The 20,136-nt window shown below is 66.7% G+C and carries 14 protein-coding genes; 9 read left to right on the top strand and 5 right to left on the bottom strand.

The features are described 5' to 3' along the window. Positions 1–252: 252 nt before the first annotated feature. Genes V7Q48_RS01805 through V7Q48_RS01795 form a run of 3 tightly spaced genes read left to right on the top strand, consistent with a single transcriptional unit; the run spans position 253 to position 6,223 of the window. Positions 253–1,461, top strand: a complete 1,209-nt coding sequence (locus V7Q48_RS01805) for an efflux RND transporter periplasmic adaptor subunit (protein ID WP_333835901.1) — start codon at positions 253–255, stop codon at positions 1,459–1,461. Next, a complete protein-coding gene (locus V7Q48_RS01800; RefSeq protein WP_333835899.1) occupies positions 1,461–4,643 on the top strand; it encodes an efflux RND transporter permease subunit in 3,183 nt (1,060 codons plus the stop codon). The genes V7Q48_RS01805 and V7Q48_RS01800 overlap by 1 nt, the downstream gene beginning before the upstream one ends. Further along, positions 4,640–6,223 (top strand): efflux transporter outer membrane subunit, encoded by a 1,584-nt coding sequence (locus V7Q48_RS01795; RefSeq protein ID WP_333835897.1) that lies wholly within the window; start codon positions 4,640–4,642, stop codon positions 6,221–6,223. The genes V7Q48_RS01800 and V7Q48_RS01795 overlap by 4 nt, the downstream gene beginning before the upstream one ends. 134 nt (positions 6,224–6,357) lie before the next feature. Here the strand turns inward: V7Q48_RS01795 and V7Q48_RS01790 are convergent, their stop codons facing one another. Together V7Q48_RS01790 and V7Q48_RS01785 are read right to left on the bottom strand one after the other, a co-directional pair. Further along, on the bottom strand, positions 6,358–8,964 hold the full coding sequence (locus V7Q48_RS01790; protein ID WP_333835896.1) for a TonB-dependent receptor: 2,607 nt from the start codon (positions 8,962–8,964) through the stop codon (positions 6,358–6,360). Positions 8,965–9,326: 362 nt separating this feature from the next. Further along, entirely contained in the window at positions 9,327–10,094 is a 768-nt protein-coding gene (locus V7Q48_RS01785) for a metallophosphoesterase (protein WP_333835895.1), read from the bottom strand. 271 nt (positions 10,095–10,365) lie between these two features. Here V7Q48_RS01785 and V7Q48_RS01780 point away from each other — a divergent pair, with 271 nt between their 5' ends. Further along, a complete protein-coding gene (locus tag V7Q48_RS01780) occupies positions 10,366–11,160 on the top strand; it encodes a TorF family putative porin (RefSeq protein ID WP_333835894.1) in 795 nt (264 codons plus the stop codon). Between the two features lie 119 nt (positions 11,161–11,279). On the opposite strand, the gene V7Q48_RS01775 is transcribed toward V7Q48_RS01780, so the two are convergent. Both V7Q48_RS01775 and V7Q48_RS01770 read right to left on the bottom strand, forming a co-directional pair. Then, positions 11,280–11,915, bottom strand: coding sequence for an HNH endonuclease (locus V7Q48_RS01775; RefSeq protein WP_333836008.1), 636 nt, complete (start codon positions 11,913–11,915; stop codon positions 11,280–11,282). A 187-nt stretch (positions 11,916–12,102) separates the two neighbouring features. Then, the gene (locus V7Q48_RS01770) at positions 12,103–13,530 is read right to left on the bottom strand and encodes a M20/M25/M40 family metallo-hydrolase (RefSeq protein ID WP_333836007.1); all 1,428 of its coding nucleotides are present in this window, start codon (positions 13,528–13,530) and stop codon (positions 12,103–12,105) included. 167 nt (positions 13,531–13,697) lie between these two features. On the opposite strand from V7Q48_RS01770, the gene gyrB reads away from it, so the two are divergent. The 5 genes from gyrB to V7Q48_RS01745 all read left to right on the top strand — a co-directional run bounded on the left by gyrB (position 13,698) and on the right by V7Q48_RS01745 (position 18,832). After that, on the top strand, positions 13,698–16,217 hold the full coding sequence (gene gyrB, locus V7Q48_RS01765; protein WP_333835893.1) for a DNA topoisomerase (ATP-hydrolyzing) subunit B: 2,520 nt from the start codon (positions 13,698–13,700) through the stop codon (positions 16,215–16,217). Positions 16,218–16,221: 4 nt separating this feature from the next. Continuing rightward, the gene (locus tag V7Q48_RS01760) at positions 16,222–16,470 is read left to right on the top strand and encodes a hypothetical protein (protein WP_333835892.1); all 249 of its coding nucleotides are present in this window, start codon (positions 16,222–16,224) and stop codon (positions 16,468–16,470) included. Positions 16,471–16,584: 114 nt separating this feature from the next. Continuing rightward, the gene (locus V7Q48_RS01755; protein ID WP_333835891.1) at positions 16,585–16,959 is read left to right on the top strand and encodes an antitoxin Xre/MbcA/ParS toxin-binding domain-containing protein; all 375 of its coding nucleotides are present in this window, start codon (positions 16,585–16,587) and stop codon (positions 16,957–16,959) included. Then, on the top strand, positions 16,931–17,650 hold the full coding sequence (locus tag V7Q48_RS01750) for an RES family NAD+ phosphorylase (RefSeq protein WP_333835890.1): 720 nt from the start codon (positions 16,931–16,933) through the stop codon (positions 17,648–17,650). The genes V7Q48_RS01755 and V7Q48_RS01750 overlap by 29 nt, the downstream gene beginning before the upstream one ends. Positions 17,651–17,725: 75 nt before the next feature. After that, positions 17,726–18,832 carry a LacI family DNA-binding transcriptional regulator gene (locus V7Q48_RS01745; protein WP_333835889.1) on the top strand — a complete coding sequence of 369 codons (1,107 nt, stop codon included), beginning with the start codon at positions 17,726–17,728 and terminating at the stop codon, positions 18,830–18,832. Here the strand turns inward: V7Q48_RS01745 and V7Q48_RS01740 are convergent. Then, a complete protein-coding gene (locus tag V7Q48_RS01740) occupies positions 18,724–20,016 on the bottom strand; it encodes an MFS transporter (RefSeq protein ID WP_333835888.1) in 1,293 nt (430 codons plus the stop codon). The genes V7Q48_RS01745 and V7Q48_RS01740 overlap by 109 nt on opposite strands. Positions 20,017–20,136: the final 120 nt, after the last annotated feature.

The following is a 20,136-nucleotide window of genomic DNA, read 5'->3' as shown; positions in this document are numbered from 1 at the left end:
ACGGGGGCAGGGGACGGGCGCAGGGCTTCGCCCAGGATCTCCTATACATGAGTGCAGGATGTGTCTGTCGCGCAGATGCCTAGACCCTGCATTACCGGAATTTAACGCGGCAGCCAGCGGGCGGTCGCAGGGCCTCGGCCAAAGGGCTGCAATCGGATCGTCGTGTGCCTGCCCCGTGCCGGCGCCGCCGAACCGCCCTTTGGACCGAAGAAAAGACCCTGCGCGATGAACTTTGACCACGCTGTGCCGCAAATGACCCGTGCCCGGCAGATCCGGGTGCTGGCTCTGTCCGTCGCTGCCGTCGCCCTCGTGGCGGTGGGAGCCACCACCATCCACGCCTGGATGCACCAGCCGGCCGCCGCGCCGGCGCCCTTGCCGGCCGGTGAGGTCCAGTTGACCGACGGCCAGGTGAAGAGCCTCAAGATCGAGACGGTGGGCGCGGACGATGGGTTCGCGCGGACGGGCGCAAGCGGTCAGATCGCGGTGGACGAGACCCGCTCGACGCCGGTCTTCCTGCCCTATTCGGGCCAGGTCCAGAAGGTCTTCGTGCAGAACGGCGACCGCGTCAGCGCCGGCACGCCGCTGCTGTCGGTGCGGACCACCGACATTGCGGATGCGCGCAATGCGCTGGCGGCCGCGCTCGCCCAGCGTACCAGTGCGGCAGCGCAGGTGCGTGTCGCACAGGAGAACGCCTCGCGCGCCGAGGAAGTCTATCGCAGCGCGGGCGGCGCGCTCAAGGATCTGCAGCAGGCACGCAGCGACCTGGTCGCCGCGCAGTCGCAGCTCGGCATCGCCGACGCGGCGATGACCGCGGCGCGGGCCAAGCTGTCGGTGTTCGGCGCGAATGGCGGTGGCGGCGGCGATGCCGTGATGCGCGCGCCGATCGGCGGCGTGGTCGTCACCCGCGCGATCGCGCAGGGCCAGTATGTCAGCGGTGGAGCGGGCGGCAGCAGCCAGCCCTCGTTCCTGATCGCAGATCTCTCGCGCGTGTGGCTGGTGGCGCAAGTGGCGGAAAGCGATGCCTCGCGCGTGCATATCGGCGACAAGGTCGTCGTGACCGCCACGGCCTATCCGGGCCGCACCATCGACGCGACGATCGACAACGTCGGCGCGCAGATCGACCCGGTCTCGCACCGCCTCCAGGTGCGCGCGACGATCGCCAATCCCGACGGCGCGCTCAAGCCGCAGATGTTCGCGAACTTCACGATCGAGACCCCTGACAAGGAGGTCCCCGCCGTTGCGGCCGCGCCGCGTCTGCTGAGCCTGCCCTCCGAGGCGGTGATTCACGAGGGCGACAGCGCCCGCGTCTGGGTCTGGCAGGGCAAGGGCCGGGTCAAGGTGCGCGACGTGGTCACCGGCGAGAGCCATGACGGCCGCGTGACGATCGTCTCGGGCCTCAACCCCGGCGAGAAGGTCGTGACCCAGGGCGCGATCTTCGTGAACGAAGCGGGGCTCGACTGATGGTCAATCTGGTTCGTTATGCGCTGGGCCAGCGCATGGCCGTGGTCGCATTCTTCCTCGTCATGATCGTGGCGGGGGGAATCGCTTTCTACAATCTCAACATCGAGGCCTACCCCGACCCGGTGCCGCCGATGGTGGAAATCGTGACTCAATCTTCGGGCCTGTCGGCCGAGGAGATGGAACGCAACGTCACCATCCCGATCGAGGTCCAGATGTCGGGCTTGCCGCACATGACCGCGATCCGCGCGATCTCGTTGTTCGGTCTGTCGGACGTGAAGATCCAGTTCACTTACGACTTCAATTACGAGCAGGCGCAGCAGCAGGTCATCAACCGCCTGGCGCAGCTGCCGCAGCTGCCGGGCGGCGCGGTACCGACGATTTCGCCGACCAGCCCGGTGGGCGAGATCTACCGCTATCGCATCGCCGCGCCCAAGGGCTACTCGGTCGAGGACCTCAAGACCCTGCAGGACTGGGTGCTGCAGCGCCGCTTCCGCGCGATTCCCGGCGTGGTCGACGTGACGGGATGGGGCGGCAAGCTGCGCAGCTACGACGTGGTGGTCGACAACGATCGCCTGCAGGCCCACCACCTGACCGTCGCGCAAGTCATCGCCGCGCTCGGCAAGGCGAATGCCAACGTCGGCGGCCAGACCATCAACTTCGGCGCACAAAGCGCGATCGTGCGCGGCATCGGCCTGATCCAGTCGGTCGATGCGCTGGAAGACACCCCCGTGGGCCGCGACGGCACCGCGCCGGTGCTGGTGCGCGACGTGGCAACGGTCAAGATCGGCAACATGCCGCGCAACGGCATCGCCGGGCTCAACGCCGATGACGACATCGTCCAGGGCATCGTGCTGATGCGCCGCGGCGCGCAGTCGATGCCGACGATCAACGCGGTCAAGGCCGAGATCGATACGATCAATTCGACCGGCGTGCTGCCTCCCGGCGTGCACCTCGAGCGGATCTACGACCGTTCGGACCTCATCGGCGTGACCACGCGCACGGTCATGGAAAACCTTGTCGCCGGCGTGCTGCTGATCTTCATCCTGCAGTGGGCGTTCCTCGGCAACCTGCGCAGCGCGCTGATCGTGGCCGCGACCATTCCCTTCGCGCTCGCCTTCGCCGTGCTGATCCTGACGATACAGGGGGAGAGCGCCAACCTGCTCTCGGTGGGTGCATTGGACTTCGGGCTTGTGGTCGACGCGACCGTCATCATGGTCGAGAACATATTCCGGCACATGGCCGAGCGATCCCATCACGTCGAAACCGAGGAGGGCGGACGCTATACCTTCGCCAGCCGTATCGGATCGGTGCTGGGCGCGAGCAGTGAAGTCAGCCGTGGCATCTTCTTTGCCGCCGCGATCATCATCACCAGCTTCCTGCCGCTGTTCACGCTGACCGGCGTCGAGGGCCACATCTTCGGCCCGATGGCCAAGACCTATGCCTATGCCATCATCGGCGGGTTGCTCGCGACCTTCACCGTGGCGCCGGTGCTGTCGGCACTGATGCTGCCCGACAAGCTGGACGAGGCCGAAACGTGGCTCGTCTCGCGGATCCGCCGGATCTACGAGCCGATGGCCGCCTTTGCCTTCCGCAACCAGTTCCTGGCGATCGGCGCGGGTGCGCTCATGGTGATCGGGGCCTTCGTCGGCGTGCGATCGCTGGGCGTGGAGTTCCTGCCGCACCTCGAGGAAGGGAACATGTACATCCGCGCCTCGCTGCCGGCGGCGATCTCGCTCGATGCGGGCGAGCCGACCGCGCGGGCGATCCGCCGCGACATCATGCAGTATCCCGAGGTGACCTCGGTGCTGTCGGCGCATGGCCGCCCGGATGACGGCACCGACGCCACCGGCTTCTTCAACATCGAGTACTTCGTGCCGCTCAAGCCGTTCGACGAATGGCCCAAGGGCATGGACAAGGAGAAGCTGGTCGCCGACCTCTCGGCCAAGCTCCAGGCCAAGTATCCCGGCGTCGACTTCTCGTTCTCGCAGATCATCGAGGACAACGTCGAGGAAGCGGCCTCGGGCGTGAAGGGCGCGAACTCGGTCAAGCTGTTCGGCCCCGATCTCGAGACGCTCGAGAAGATCGCCGGGCAGATGCGCGACCAGATGGCCAAGGTGCGCGGCATCACCGATCTCGGGATCTTCCAGTCGCTGGGCCAGCCGACCGTGCGGATCGACGTCGATCGCGAGAAGGCGGCACGCTATGGCCTGAGCGTCGACGACGTGAACCAGACCGTGCAGGCCGCGATCGGCGGCACCTCGCCGGGCGACCTTTACGAGCCGCACACCGACCGGCACTTCCCGATCGTGGTGCGTCTGCAGGCCGACCAGCGCGACAGCCTCGAGGCGGTGAAGCGCATCACCGTGGGGGCGACCGCGCCCGACGGGACGACGATCGCCGTGCCCTTGTCGGAACTCGCCGACATCCGCCTGACCACCGGTGCAAGCTTCATCTATCGCGAGCACCAGCAGCGCTACATCCCGATCAAGTTCTCGGTCCGCGACCGCGACCTCGGCAGCGCGGTCGAGGAAGCGCAGGCGCGCATCGCCAAGAACGTGCCGCTGCCGCCGGGCTACAGCCTCGAATGGGCGGGCGAGATGAGCAACCTCAAGAATGCCGTGGCACGGCTGGAGATCGTGGTGCCGCTGAGCCTGCTGCTCATGTTCGGGCTGCTCTACATCAACTTCCGCTCGCTGCGCGATGCACTGCTCGCCTTCTCGGTGATCCCGATGGCGGTGGTCGGCGGGGTGCTCGGGCTGATGCTGACGGGAACGGCGTTCTCGATCTCCGCAGCGATCGGTTTCGTGGCGCTGTTCGGCATCGCGGTGATGGACGGCATCCTGCTGGTGACCAGCTTTAACCAGGCGATGGACGAAGGCATGGCGCAACTCGACGCGCTGCGCCACGCGACGACCAACTCGCTGCGCCCGGTGCTGATGACCTGCCTCGTCGCGGCGATCGGCCTTGCGCCGGCTGCGGTCGCCACGGGCATCGGCAGCCAGGTGCAGAAGCCGCTGGCGCTGGTGGTGGTGGGCGGCATGACCATGGCGCCGCTGCTGATCCTGCTGGTGCTGCCGCTGCTCATCAACCGCTTCTCCAGCCGTGTCGCGGCCGCGCGCAAGCGGACTGCGGACGGGGAGACCACGGCTCCGGCCCTCGAACAGGATGGAGAACCGGCATGATCCGTATCGCGCGCATTGCCCTGGTGCAGGGCGTCGCTGTCAGCGCCCTGATGCTGTCGGGCGCGGCGGCGGCAAAGGCGCCGCCGCCGGTGTCCGCCAGCGTCGACGTTCCACTGCCGCCGAGCGTGACCGGAAATGCCCCGGCGCGCATCCTCGATGCGCCGATGGCGCCAGGAGACACGGCGCCGCAGATGATCCGGCCCGGCGCGGCGGTGGCCAAGGACTGGTGGCATGCCTTCGGCAGCCCGGCACTCGATGCGCTGGTCGAGCGCGCGCTGGCGGCCAACACCGACGTCAAGGCGGCGCAGGCGCGGCTGGCGCAGGCCCAGGCGCTCGTCGGGGCGACGCGCGGCGGGCTGTTGCCGCAGGTCGACGCCGGGCTGACCAGCGAGCGGCAGCGGCTGTCGCAGACGCTGTCGACACCGCTGTCCAATCCCGACCCGCAGGTCTTTTCGCTGCACACCGCGCAAGTGAGCGTGAGCTATGCCCCCGACCTCTTCGGCGGCGGCGCGGCACGGCTGCGCTCGGCCAAGGCGGCGGCCGCGGTGGCAGAGGCGCAGGCACAAGGCATCCGCAATCTGGTCGCGGGCAATGTCGTGCTGGCGGTCATCCAGAACGCCGCGCTCAACGCCGAGATCGCGGCGACGCGCGAGGCGGTCGACAACAACCTCCAGGTGCTGACGCTGCTGCACACGCGCGAGAAGCTGGGGGCAGTGGGTCACGCCGATGTTGCCGCGCAGACCGCGGCGGTCGCGGCGATCGAGGGCCAGATGCCGCCGCTATTGCGCCAGCGCGGCGTGAACCTTGCGGCGTTGTCGGTCCTGCTGGCCCAGGCACCGGGCGCGCCGCTGGAAAGCGCACCCGGCCAGCCGGCAGGGCAGCTGCCCGGGCTGGACGACCTGACATTGCCGGCGGACCTTCCCGTGGCGCTGCCCGCAGACCTGCTTGCCGTCCGGCCCGACGTGGCGGCCTCGGCCGCGACGCTCGAAGGCGCGGCGGCCGACGTCAAGGTGGCGATGGCGGCGCGACTGCCGCAGATCACCCTGTCGGCAACGGCCGGCGGCACGGCGGAGGACTTCGGCCGCATGTTCGCCAGCGGCAACCCGTTCTGGCAGATCCTCGGTGGGCTCGTCGCGCCGATCTTCCACGGCGGCACGCTCAAGAAGCAGGAGCAGGCGGCCAAGGATGCGCTCGAGGCCGCGAAGGCCGAGTACAAGGGCACGGCGTTGCAGGCCTTTGCCGACGTCAGCAATGCGCTGACCGCGCTGGCCACCGACGCCACCGCGCTCAACGTCGCCGAGCATGGCAACCAGGCGGCGAGCCAGAGCCTCGGCTTCACCCGCCGCCAGCTCGAGCTCGGCAGTGTCGGGACACTGGCGGTGCTCAACGCCAGTGCTACGGCGCAGACCGCCCGCGCGCAGTTCGTGGCTGCGCGTGCGGCGCGTCTGACCGACACGGTGGCGCTGTTCACGGCGCTGGGTGGCGGGATCCGCGCCTCGGCAGTGCAGCCCGCTGCCGCGAGTGCAGCCGTCTCGCTGCCCGCGCCGCTGTCGGACGGGAGCGATGCCACGGGGCGATGACCCGCTCGCGCCTGTCCGAAAGAGACGGACGTGACTCATGAAAAAGGCCCCTGCCGGGATGCGGCAGGGGCCTTTTCTCTGTCAGCACAAGAGCCGCTCTCCCCCGCGCGGGGGAAGAGCGGCATCGCGTTGGATCAGAAGCCGAAGCTGACGGTCGCGATCAGCGTACGCGGCGGGCTGAGCTGCGCATACGTGATCGGGTTGCCGTTGGTCTGCTGGCTGATCGAGGTGCCGTCGAAGCCGCCGACGTAGTTCACGTCGAACAGGTTGGTCACGTTCAGCTGCAGGAAGGTGCGCTCGTTGAACATCGAGGCGACCTTGTCTAGCGCCAGCTTCGCGTCGAGGTCCACGACCGTGTAGGCACGCGTCTTCGCGGGGAAGATCTCGAGCTTGCTGTTGTTGTTGTTGACGTAGAACGGCAGGTTCTGGTCGTTCACGTAGCGCGGGCCGGTACGCTTGGCCTGCACGCCCAGCGACAGCGGGCCGACGGTGCCGTCGACGCGGCCACCGAAGGTGTAGACGGGCGCGCCCGACTCACGCTTGCCGGCGGTCTGCAGGAACGCCTGGTTGCCCGCGGCGGTGCAGCCCAGCATGCCCAGCGTCACGTTGGTCGCGGTGCAGGTGCCGGCATCGACGTTGTCGCGGATCTTCGAGTGCAGGTACGAACCGAAGGCGTAGATCGACAGGTTCTGCATCGGCGAATAGGCCAGCGAGCCGTCGAAGCCGTACTTGTCCACGCGGCCGAGGTTGCGATAGATCGTGACCTGCAGGTCACGGTCGAACGACGAGGCCAGACGGTTCTGGTAGATGGTGTACCAGGCCGAAACCTGCGCCATCACCTTGCCCGAACGATAGCGGACACCGGCATCGAAGTTGTCGGTGGTTTCCGGATCCGGGCGAGCCGCCGGGTTGTTACGCGGGAAGTAGAACGAGTTGTACAGGTTGTCCGTGCCGGGCACCTGCAGACCGCGCGAGTAGTTCGCGAAGATGCTGGCGGCGGGGTTGATGCGGAACACGAGGCCCGCAGTCGGCAGCGGCTTGCTGTAGTTGAAGATGCGCTGCTGCGGAGCTGCCCAGCCGCCGGTCGGCAGGCCCGTGACGGGGCTGACGACGTAGGGGTTGGCCGCACCGACGACGGCGGCATCGCCGGCATCGCCATAGCACGCCACACCGCCGCCAGCGCCGGTGGTGAAGCACTTGTTGGTGAGGTTGCGCTTCAGGAAGGGCACGCGCAGGCCGACGTTGACGGTCAGCGCATCGAAGGTGCCGCGATATTCACCCGAGACCTGGTGCAGGATCGCGTAGGACAGGCGGTTACGCTTCTGGACGATGTTGCCCTTGGAGTCGATCAGCGCGTTTTCCGACGTGAAGTAGTCGGCGCCGAAGCCGTTGTCGCGCAGGTAGCCGAGCTCGCCGGTCTGCTTGTGACGGCCACGGTCGTACGAGTAGGCAACGCGGATCGTGTTGTCCGGGTTGATGTCGTAGCGCAGCGAGGCGAGCAGGCCGATACGCGCGGTCTTGGTCTGGCTGGGAGCCAGGAGACGCACGGTGTCGAGCAGGTCGCCGTCACCGTTCAGGTCGCGGCCGAAGTAGTAGTTCGTGCCGTTGAAGCCGACGACGCCGGCGGTGGTGCCGACGCGCGTGGTGGCTTCGGTGCCGACCGCGGTACCGCCGCCGTTGGCGCTGGTCCACTGGATTGAGGGGTCGACCGTCAGCACCAGGCCGTCAGCCAGCGTGAAGCGGCTGTTGAGGCGGATGTTCGCGGTGTCCGACGGGTTGAAGCGGTACTCGTAGTCCGAACCGCAAGTGTTGGCGGTGTCGGCCAGGCCAGCGCGGGCCGGTGCAACAAGGCAGCGAGCGGTCTGGTAGAAGCGCTCGTCGCCGTTCAGCGGGTAGCGGTTGCCCGAACCACCGCCCACGACGCGCGTGCCGTAGTTCTCGGTCCACATCGGCACCGAACCGAAGAAGTTGTTGCGGTTCTTGTTGAGGTGGCCGGCGAGCATGATGAAGTCGCCGTTCGAGCCGAGCGGCTGGTACAGCTTGGCGTTCAGCTGCTGCTTGTTGATCTTGCCGATACCGCCGAACACGGCATTGTTGGTCGCGCTCGAGGCGGTGATGAAACCACGCAGGCCCGAGGCGGTCAGGTTGCCGGTGTCGATCTCGCCGAACATGCGGGCGAAGCGGAAGTCACCCACCGAGCCGAGCAGGCGCGCGTGGAAATCTTCGGTGGGCATGCGCGAACGATAGTTCACGGTCGAACCCGAGGCCGAGGCGGTCGGCGAGTCGACGTCGGTCGTGCCGAGGTTGACGTTGACCTGCTCGATGACTTCGGGGTCGAGCTGCTGGTTCGAGTAGAGCGCGTAGTTGCCCGTGTCGTTCAGCGGCATGCCGTCGAACGTCTGCGAGATACGGCTGTTGTCGAAGCCACGGATGAACAGCTTGCCGCCGGCCGAACCGAACGGGTCGTTGTTCTGGAAGCTGACGCCCGGCACCAGGTTGATGATGTCGTTGATCGTCTGGCCGGGGGTCTGGTGCGAAATGATCGCCTGGTCGAGGACCTGCTTGGCCTTGGGCGTGTCGGGCAGCTGGACGCCATTGACCGACTTGGCGGCATGGGCGCTGACGACGATGGATTGCTGTTCGAAATCGACCGAGCCGGTCGACTGGGCCATGGCGGGCGTGGCGACGAAGGCCATGCCAAGCGCCAGCGCAGTGCCGGCGTAGAGATTCGAGCGGTGCATTGGTGTCCCCGTTGCAATGTCGTGGCTGGTGCGTCGCAACAGCCGATGGAAGCTACTGCACTGCAACCTCACCCGAGCCGGGGACAGGAAACAGCGCGCCGATGGTGTCAGCCACCCGGCGGGTTTCCCTGACTCGTTTCTTGTGACACTAAAATGACAAATTTCGTTTGCAGATTTCAACATCCTGCAACGCGCGCACGATTTATACAAAAACCACCAGGGTTGAGCCAAGATGTTTCAATCGTTGCCGAATGTACGCCACAATCCATGAGTTTGTGGCGTCTTCGCAACGGCAGCAGACATATTGTGCAAATGCGGTGAACGGAGCCCGTGACCGCAGTTTGACGGCCATTTCGACGGGTTCATCCCGTGGGGGAGGGGGCTCCCGCCGCCTCGATCAGCCAGCGTGATTCGCCCTCGAGCCCGATCGCGGTGAGGCGGCCCGAGGCATAGGCACCGGTGTCGATGCCGACCCGCAAGGGGTGCACTTCGGGATCTTCGCAGATGGTATGGCCGTGAACCACGACGAAGTCGCGCGGGGTGCGGTCCGCGATGAACTCCCCGCGGATCCAGCGCATGTCGAGCGGGTTTTGCGCCGACAGCGCCACGCCGGGACGGATGCCCGCATGGACGAAGACATAGTCCCCGATCCGGATGATGTCCTCGAAGCTGCGCAGGAACGCGACGTCGGCGGCGGGCACCAGAGCGGGCATCGCGGCGCGGATCTCCTCCAGCGTCATCGCCGCATAGTCTTCGGGGGTGAGGCCGTAGCTCAGCAGGGTTTCGCGCCCGCCATGACGCAGGAAATGGCGCAGCGTCTCGTCGTGGTCGAACGAGTCGAGAAACATTTCCTCGTGATTGCCGGCAAGGATGCGCACGTCGCGGCGGGCGGCCCAGTCTCGCGCAGCGGCGATGACACCGGCGCTGTCGGGGCCGCGGTCGACCAGGTCACCAAGCAGGATCACGGTGGTCTTCGCCACGTCGCGGACGCTTTCGTCGCGCTCGATCATGGCGATCATGCGGCGGAACAAGTCCAGCCGGCCATGGATGTCGCCGATGGCATAGACCCGCTCACCCTCGGGCACGCGCAAGGAGATGGCAGGGATGCCTTCGTCCGGCGAGGCGATCAAGGATTTGAAAAACTTCAACATGCGGCGGTCTGTGAAAACATCCTGGGTCCAATATGGTTCCAACCTTGCGCCAGACAAGCCGCAGAAACGCTATGATGCAAAAAAGACACGGAACAGAACGACAATGTCACGCTCCGGCAATAGCTCTTGTGCGCCGCAAAACGACGCGGCATCCCGGAGCGGCAAGTCGTGAAGAGGTCCGCTTCAAAGACAGAGACCCGGCGACTTGTGCAGGCGGGGCGACGCGAAGAAGAAACAAAGAGGTATTTTCATGCGTACGTCCATCAAGTCGCGCGTGGCCAAGGCAGCCGCGGCGCTCAGCCTTGCCGTGATTGCCGGATATGCTGTGCCCGCCATGGCCGACGAAACCGCGCCGCCCAGCGACTTCAAGATTTCCGGTTCTGCAGCGGTCACCAGCCAGTATCGCTTCCGCGGCATTTCGCAGTCGAACAACCAGCCGGCCGTGCAGGGTGCGATCACCGTCGCGCACAGCTCGGGCTTCTATGTGTCGACCTGGGGTTCGAGCGCGACGGCGAGCCCGGCGGTGAACATCGGTGGCACCGAGATCGACGTCTATGGCGGCTTCACGCACGGCATCGCCGACAGCGGCGTGACCTTCGACGTCGGCGTCTATGGCTATCTCTATCCGGGTGCGCCGGGCCTCAACTATTACGAGGTCTACGGCTCGCTGACCAAGGCGCTGGGGCCGATCAATGCCAAGGCCGGGGTCAACTTTGCGCCCAAGCAGAAGAACCTCGACATCTACACCACGCACACCAACACTTATGTGTACGGTGAGCTGTCGGGCTCCATCCCCAACACGCCGTTCACCATCCACACGCACCTCGGCCACACCGGCGGCGCTTTCGACTACACCAAGCAGTACCTCGACTATACCGCCGGGATCAGCACGACCTGGAAGAACCTGACGTTCGACGTCTCCGCCGTCGGCACCAACGTCAGCAAGCAGGACTCGCGCGACAACCCGTTCCTGGGCGTCTCGGCGGGCGAAATGCACCGTGCCGCCAAGAGCGTGGCCGTCATTTCGCTGACCGCGACCTTCTGATCGCAGCGTTCGGGACCTGAGAAAAAGGCCCGCGCCGGGGACGGTGCGGGCCCTTTCCTATGCGGCGCCTTGCATTTGCGGCCGGGGCAGCGCGCCAACCGCGCGGGCGGCAGCCTCGCTCAGCTTTCCAGCTCGACGTCCCAGTAAAGCCAGTCGCGCCAGCTTTCGTGCAGGTGGTTCGGCGGGAAGGCGCGGCCCTTTTCCTGGAGCTGCCAGGTCGTGGGGCGGATCGGCTCTTCCATCAGGCGCATGTGCGCCTGGGCCGGTGTGCGCCCGCCCTTGGCCATGTTGCAGGGCGCGCAGGCGGTGGTGACGTTTTCCCATGTCGTGCGGCCGCCCAGACGGCGCGGGACGACATGGTCGAAGGTCAGGTGATCGCCGCAGCCGCAGTATTGGCAGACGAAGCGGTCGCGCAGGAACAGGTTGAAGCGGGTGAAGGCGGGAAATTCGCTCGGCTTCACATATTGGCGCAGTGCGATCACCGAGGGGATCTTCATGTCGAGCGAGGGGCTGTGCACCGCGCGATCATACGTCGCGATGATGTCCACCCGCTCGAGGAAGACGGCCTTGATCGCGGTCTGCCAGGGCCACAGGCTTAACGGATAGTAGCTGAGCGGAGTGTAGTCCGCATTCAGGACCAGCGCCGGGCAATTGTCGAGGTGACGGTTGGACGCCAGCAAACGGGGTGTCGCGGCGCCATCGCCGCTGTGGGGCCTGGCCGAAGCCGCCCGCTCGATCAGCGCCTCGTGAAGCATTCCCTGCACGTGCTCCCATGCCAAATCGGCCTCAGCCTCGCGCCGGGCGAGAGGTGGGCGGGCGAGAGATGGGCGACAGGCATGACTGCTTCATGACGCATGGGGACAACCAACACGTTTGGTGGGTCATGGTCAAGGCCCGACCGTCGCATGGTGCGAACGGACGGGCCTTATCCACAGGTGGCGATCAGCGCGCGTAAGTAACCACGAGGTCGTAGAGATAGGCGCGTCCGGTCATCAGCGCCTTGACCTCCATGCGTTCGTTGAGGCCATGGACGCCATTGCCGTCCGGGTTGCCCCAGATGCCCGGCACGCCATACGTCGGGATGCCGACCGCCTCGAGGAAAACGCCATCAGTGGCGCCCGTCGACATGTCGGGCACCACCGGCACCCCGGGGAAATAGCGGGCCGAGAGCTTTTCCATCGGGCCGATGATTGCCGGGTCGAGCGCCGGCGCCTTGGCCACCGGGCGCAGCGGCGGGGTCAGCGTGATGGCCACGCCCGGGTCGGCCACGACCTTCTGCAGCGCATCGCGGATTTCCTCGGGCGAGTGGCCGGGGAAGATGCGGCAGTTCACGTTGGCACCCGCGCGCTGGGGCAGGGCGTTGTTGGCGTGGCCACCGTCGAGCAGCGTGGCGACGCAGGTGGTGCGCAGCTTGGAGTGATAGGTGCGGTCGGTGTTGACCAGCTTTTCCGCCTCGACGAAGGCCGGGCTGCCGATGGGGTTGGCGGCCACCGCCTGCATGGCCTTGCCCATGGCATCGCCGCGGGCTGCGCCGGCCTTGGTGAAGAAGGCGCGCGTGGTGTCGCTGAGTTCGGCCGGGAAGTCGTAGTCGCGCAGCTTCGCTAGGGCATCGGACAGCGCGTAGATCGCGTTTTCGCGCACCGGGATCGAGCTGTGGCCGCCGGGATTGCGCGTCTCGAAGCGGTAGTTCTGCACCGCCTTCTCGCCGACCTGGATCGACTGGTTGACCAGCTTGCCGCCTTCCGACACGCCCTTGCCGTCGGTGTCGCCGCCACCGCCCTCGTTCAGCGCGAAGGCCGCATCGATCAGGTCGCGCTTGTTGGCCGCCAGCCATTGCGCGCCGTTGAATGCCCAGGTGGTTTCCTCGCCACAGGTCAGGGCCAGCTTGACGGTCCGCTTGAGCGGCTTGGCCGCCTTGAGGCGGATCATGGTGTCGACCCAGACCGCGGCCATCGACTTGTCGTCGGCGGTGCCGCGGCCGTAGAAATAGCCGCCTTCCTCGATGAGGGTGAAGGGGTCGCGCTCCCAGTCGGCGCGCTTGGCCTCGACCACGTCGAGGTGGGCGAGCAGGAGGATCGCCTTCTCGGTCCTGGAGGTGCCGGGCAGCACGGCGACGAGGCCGCCGTCCTTGGGATGCTCGGGGGTGGAAAACAGCGTGATCTGCGCGTCGGCATATCCGGCGGACTTGAGATGCGCGGCCATGCGCTCGGCCGCGAGCGTGCACGAGCCGGTGCTGACGGTGGTGTTGGTCTCGACGAGTTCCTTGTAGATCGCGCGGAACTGCGTCTCGCCCGGATCGGCGGCCGGGGCCGCGTGGGCAGCGCCGGCGCCCAGAAGGGCCAGCGTGGCGGCGGATGCGATGGTACGGATGGTCAAGGTTTGCCCCCTTTGCCAGGATCGGATGCACCCGATCGGATGGGCGTACCATGGCGCGAAATGCGACAGGCGCAAGCAGGCTGTCGCAAGGCCGGCGCAGCCTGTGCAAAACGGGGCCAATTCGCTTGGGTTTCGGGCACAAAGTGCCTATGTGCAGGACCATGGCCAGCACTAACGAAAACACGCCCAACACCAATTCCTACGGCGCCGACAGCATCAAGGTCCTCAAAGGTCTGGACGCGGTGCGCAAGCGTCCCGGCATGTACATCGGCGATACCGACGATGGCTCGGGCCTGCACCACATGGTGTTCGAGGTGTCGGACAACGCGATCGACGAGGCGCTGGCCGGGCATTGCGACCTCGTGCTGATCGAGCTCAACCCCGATGGCTCGGTCTCGGTCGAGGACAACGGCCGCGGCATCCCGACCGACATCCACTCCGAGGAAGGCGTCTCGGCGGCCGAGGTCATCATGACCCAGCTGCATGCGGGCGGAAAGTTCGAGAACACCTCGGACGACAATGCCTACAAGGTGTCGGGCGGCCTGCACGGCGTGGGCGTGTCGGTGGTCAACGCGTTGTCGGAATGGCTCGAGCTGACGATCTGGCGCGACGGCAAGGAACACTGGATGAAGTTTGCGCACGGCGATGCCGTCGCGCCGCTGAAGGTGACCGGGGACGCGCCGCTGGCCGATACGGGCAAGCCCAAGAAGGGCACGCGCGTGACCTTCTTCGCTAGTCACGACACGTTCAAGAACGTGACCGAGTTCGACTTCGACAAGCTCGAGCATCGCTATCGCGAGCTAGCGTTCCTCAACTCGGGCGTGCGCATCCTGCTGCGCGACAAGCGCCACGAGGAGATCAAGGAACACGACCTGTTCTACGAGGGCGGCATCGCGGCCTTCGTGAAGTACCTCGATCGCAACAAGCAGGCCCTGATCCCCGAGCCCATCGCCATCTCGGCGATGCGCGACGGCATCGGTATCGACGTCTCGCTCGAGTGGAACGACAGCTACTACGAAAACGTGCTGTGCTTCACCAACAACATTCCGCAGCGCGATGGCGGCACGCACCTGGCCGCGTTCCGCGCCGCGCTGACCCGTACGCTCAACGGCTATGCCGACCGCTCGGGCCTGCTCAAGAAGGAAAAGGTCTCGCTTTCGGGCGACGACATGCGCGAGGGCCTGACCGCGATCGTCTCGGTAAAGCTGCCCGACCCGAAGTTCTCGAGCCAGACCAAGGACAAGCTGGTTTCCTCCGAAGTGCGCCAGCCGCTTGAAAGCCTGATGGCCGACAAGATGAGCGAGTGGCTCGAGGAAAACCCGGCCCATGCCAAATCGGTGATCCTCAAGGTCATCGACGCCGCCGCCGCGCGCGAGGCCGCGCGCCGTGCCCGCGAACTGACGCGCCGCAAGGGGGCGATGGACATCGCCAGCCTGCCGGGCAAGCTGGCCGATTGCCAGGAGCGCGACGCCAGCAAGTGCGAACTCTTTCTGGTCGAGGGCGATTCGGCTGGCGGCAGCGCCAAGCAGGGCCGCGACCGCAAGATCCAGGCGATCCTGCCGCTGCGCGGCAAGATCCTGAATGTGGAGCGCGCGCGCTTCGATCGCATCATCTCCTCGCGCGAGGTCGGCACGCTGATCCAGGCGATGGGCACGGGTATCCGCGACGAGTTCAACCTCGAGAAGCTGCGCTACCACAAGATCGTCATCATGACCGACGCCGACGTCGACGGCGCGCATATCCGCACGCTGCTGCTGACGTTCTTCCATCGCCAGATGCCCGACATCATCCGCGCCGGGCACCTCTTCATCGCGCAGCCGCCGCTCTACAAGGTCGCCAAGGGCCGCAGCGAAGTCTACCTCAAGGACAACGCCGCGCTCGACCGCTACCTCGTCGAGGCAGGGACGACCGGGCGCGTCTTGGAAACCTCGGGCGGTGCGCGCGGCGGCAACGAACTGGCAGAGCTGGTCGATCATGCGCTGCGCCTGCGCAACCTCATGGCCTTCGTTCCGCGTCGCTATGACCCTTCGATCGTCGAGGCGCTGGCGCTGGCAGGCGCGCTCGATCCCGATCTGTCGGCCGAGGCGCGGAGCGAGGCATTGTCCAATACGGCACGCTGGCTCGATCGCGGCGATCCCGAGGCGCAGTGGACCGCGCAGATGTCGGAAGAGGGTGGCTATCACATCCAGCGCGCTTGGCGCGGGGTGACCGACCATCACCTGATCGAAGCCGGTTTCCTCGTCAGCGCCGAAGCGCGCAAGCTGGCGCGCCTCGCGTCCGAGCATGCCGAAGTCTACGAGGGCGTGGCCCGGCTGGTGCGCGCCAGTGCCGCCGCTCCCGAAGCCGAGCCGGCTGTCACCGATGGCGAAGAGACGGCCGCGCCGACACGTGCCGAAAGCAAGGACGCCGGGATCACGCGCCCGTCACAACTGCTCGACGCCGTGCTGGCCAATGGTCGCAAGGGTATCGCCGTGCAGCGCTACAAGGGGCTGGGCGAGATGAATGCCGAGCAGCTGTGGGAAACGACGCTCGATCCGGAGAACCGCTCGCTGCTGCAGGTCAAGGTCGAGGATGCCGACGTGACCGACGAGATCTTCACCCGCCTGATGGGTGACGTGGTCGAACCACGCCGCGACTTCATCCAAGAAAATGCGCTCAACGTCGCGAACCTGGACGTCTGAGCCGATGAGCACGACCACCATTCCGTGGGACCAGCCCGCGACGATGATCGACCTCGAGGGCCGCACGCCGATCATCGGCACGGTGCGCGACTGTGCGTTGCACTTTTCGCTCTACAAGCCCCATGCCAAGGACAACGCGCGCGTGCTGCTGACCGTGCCGATCCACCGCGAGGGGCGCAAGACCCGGACCTGGCTGCTCGATCCATCGGAGATCGCCGAGCTGGCGGAGCGTCTGGCGCGCGAAACGCAGTAACTGCGGACAGGCGTAGCGGGGAAAGCTGGGTCGACACAGGCCCTGCCCGGTTGCATTGTGCGCTGGTCAAACGAACGAAATAGGAGTATTCATGTCATCTGAAAGGATGATGTGATGCCTGCCGTGGCTGATCCGAAGCCCGATCGCGCTGTTGCGCTGAGCACGGCGATCGTGCGCATCGCCGAGTTCTGGTCGCTGAACAACGCGAAGCTGGGCTCAATCCTCGGTCTTTCGGCGCCCACGATCTCGCGTCTGAAGCGGGGCGCCACCGAACTCGATCCCGCATCCAAGTCCTTCGAGGCCGGACAATTCCTGCTGCGGCTGTTTCGCAGCCTCGATGCCTTGCTGGGTAGTGACGATGCGGCGGCGCGGCGCTGGCTGGACACACCCAATCTCGATCTCGGGGGCAAGCCGATTGAGAAGCTCGACACCATGCGCGGCCTGATCGAACTGTGTGATTATGTGGACTTCCATCGCGCTCGCGTCTGAGCACCGGGACTATCGCGGGACGATCTGGCGCCTCGTCGAAGGCCAGCACCGCATCTCCACCAACCGCCTGGCCAGCGACGGTGCCACGCAGGCCCTTCTTGAGGAACTGGCCGAAGAGGTGAAGCCGCAAGTCCCGCAATCCGCGCGGCATCTGCATTTCCTGCTCGCGACGCCGTTCCGCTATGGCCACCGCAGCGCCAGCCGGTTTCGCCGGGCGGACGAGAGGCCCGGCATCTTCTACGCTGCCGAGGCCGAAACCACCGCCATCGCCGAGACGGCCTACTGGTCGCTGCGGTTCTTCAGTCGCTCGCCGGGTTTCGTGCCACCGACCGCCACCGTGGAGTACACCAGCTTTCATGTGCGCGTGGCGACCGATCGCGCGCTGGACCTGACCCGGCCGCCCTTCGCCGCACATCTTTCGGCGTGGACCGACCCGGACGACTATGCCGCGTGCCAGGCGCTGGCGAGCGAGGCGCGGCTGGCGGAGACGGCCGTGATCCGCACCCCCTCGGCACGTGCCGATGCGGGCGAATGCAATGTTGTGGTCTTCGACCCTGCGGCTTTCGTCGACGCCGCGCCGGTCATCCACCGGACGTGGCATTTCCGGCACCAGGGTGGGCGGCTGTCGGTCCTCGGGGCGTTCCCGTCGAGCGATCGGCACGAGTTTACGGCGGCGCAGTTCGGGTTTTGACCTGCTTGACCACCCGACCGGGTGAGCTAGCCTTGTTGCATCGGCCATTGCCGGGATCGAGGCGGGATTGCCGTAATGTCAGACACGCATCGCAGGCCAAGACTTTCCGATATTGCGGCAGCAGCCGGAGTTTCGGTCGCGACGGTGTCACGCGTGCTCAGCGATCATCCGGCGATCCTGTCCGAAACGAAGGAGCGGGTGCGGGCCGTGGCGCAGGCGCAGGGTTATCCGCTGCCAGATGCCGATGCCGTGCCCAGAACGGCGCGGAGCAGGCGGCCCCGGCGGACTGGGTCGGTTTGTGCAGTGATGCCGGTGGCACTGCCGGCCGGAAGCCGCTTGGCGAATGCCTTCGAAATGAATCTGTTGGGCGGCGTGGGGGCCGCGATGCGCGACCAGGGTCTCGATTTTGCGGTGTCGGCGGTGGCGCCGCATGACGATGCCTCGCTGCTGCGCTTCATGGACCGGCACCCTTACGACGGGGTGATCTTTTTCGGCCAGTCGCAGTTTCACGACGGCCTTAACACGCTGGCGCAAGGCAACCGGCCGTTCGTGGTCTGGGGCGTGGAAACGCCGGGGCAGCGCTATTGCTCTGTAGGCAGTGACAACTTTGCCTGCGGGTTTCGCGCGACGCAGCATCTGATTGCGCTTGGGCGCGAGCGGGTGGCTTTCGTCGGGCAGGCCGCGCCCATCACCACCGCGCAAACGCGCCATTCGCAGCTTTCCGAACGGCTCGCGGGGTTTCGCGCCGCCCTTGCCGAGGCCGGGGGGTCGCCCGGCATCACGATGATGCGCCCCGCCAACTCGGGCCTCGCGGCGGGTGAAAACGGCGTGCGCACGCTGCTCGCGAAAGGGACGGGGTTCGACGCGATCGTGGCCTCGTCCGATCTGGTCGCGGTGGGGGCCATCCGCGTGCTGCGGGACCATGGAATGCGCGTGCCCGAGGACGTGGCGGTGGTGGGGTATGACGACAGCGACCTTGCACAGCTGATACAGCCCCGGCTTACCACGATGCGGCAGGATCCGATCCTGTCGGGCAATCTGCTCGTGACCAAGCTGCTGCGGGCGATGGCGGGCTACGAAGTGAAATCGGAACGGTTGCCAATCGATCTCGTCGTGCGCGAGTCCTGCGGGGCGGTGGCGAGCCGGCCCGTCCAGATCGCGAAAACCGCGATTACGCCATAAGCCGCGGCTGGCACGGCGAAGGCGTGGCCGATGCCGTGGTTCTCGGCAAGATACCCTGCCACCACGGACATCAGCGCGCCCCCGGCGACCGCGGTCGAGAGCAGCCCTGAAACGGCAGCGGGCGGGGCGTCGGCATGTTGCAAGGTCAGCGCGAAGATCGCCGGGAACATGATGGAATTGAACAGGCCGGTGGCGAGCAGCGCGTAGCCCGGCAAGGGGCCCGAGATGCCGAGAACGGCCGATAGGCACAGCAAAGCGAGCAGGGCCGAGCCAAGCAGCGCGCGGGGTGCTGGCACCCGCAGCAGCAGCGCGCTTCCGGCAGCGCGGCCGACGAGTGCGCCGCCCCAGAAGACCCACGCGACCATCTGACCGCCCAGGGCCAGGCTCAGCCCCGTAGCTGACGACTGGTGCAGATAAGGGATGAGCAGGCTGCCGATGGTACCTTCGGCGCCGACGTAGAGCGCGATCGTGGCAGCACCGGCAAGCGCCAGCGGTGAGCGCAGCGCCTGCCGGATGGGCGCGTGGCTTGGCGGGGCGGGGGTGCCCCAGCGTGCGCGTCTCACGAGAGCGGCACCCGCCAGCACCGTCCCGGCGACAAGCCCGGTGAGGAGATAGGCCAATCGGCCGCCATCGGCGATGGTGCCCGGCTCGCTGCCCAGCGCCAGTGCTGCGCCGAGACTGACCCCTGCGAGCACGCCGACCGAATTGACCGCCTGTGCGGCGGAAAGCCGTGCGGCTGCGGTACGCGGGCTGCCGGCTTGTACCGCGACGACGTTCGCTGCGACCTGCAGCGCGGCATTGCCCAGCGCCACCAGCGCCAGCGCAGCGATGAGTGCGGGGAAGCTGGGCGGCGCACCGTCGGGCGGGTGCAGTGCCATGGCCACGACCAGACAGCCCAGAACCACCAGACCCAGCCCCCAGAGCATGACGGTGCGGGGGCCGCTTCGTTGCAAGCGCTGCGCCAGAACCAGCGAGGACAGGCCGGCGACCACGAGCGCGATCCACTGGACCGTCATCGCCGCCGAAAGGCCGCGCGCGAAGACCAGGGGAACGACGGGAACCAGCGTCGTGGCCATGGCCCCGGCGACGCCCATCACGAAAAACGCGCCGAAAGACACCGCCATCAGTGCGCGGCGGCTACCCTCTCCATGCGAGCCAAGGTCACTGCCCGGTGCCTCATCCATCGCATCAATATGCCGTGGCAATCAGTCGTCGCACAGGGCCCAAAAATTTGCATATGCAAAAAAGTGTCGCGATGTTGCAATCGATTGCCAGTGGCGTAACTCGAAAGAAGGCAAGGTCGG

Source organism: Novosphingobium sp. (assembly GCF_036803765.1).
Lineage (GTDB): Bacteria > Pseudomonadota > Alphaproteobacteria > Sphingomonadales > Sphingomonadaceae > Novosphingobium.
The sequence above is the reverse complement of the archived record's forward strand: the minus strand, read 5'-3'. Positions and strand labels throughout refer to the sequence as shown.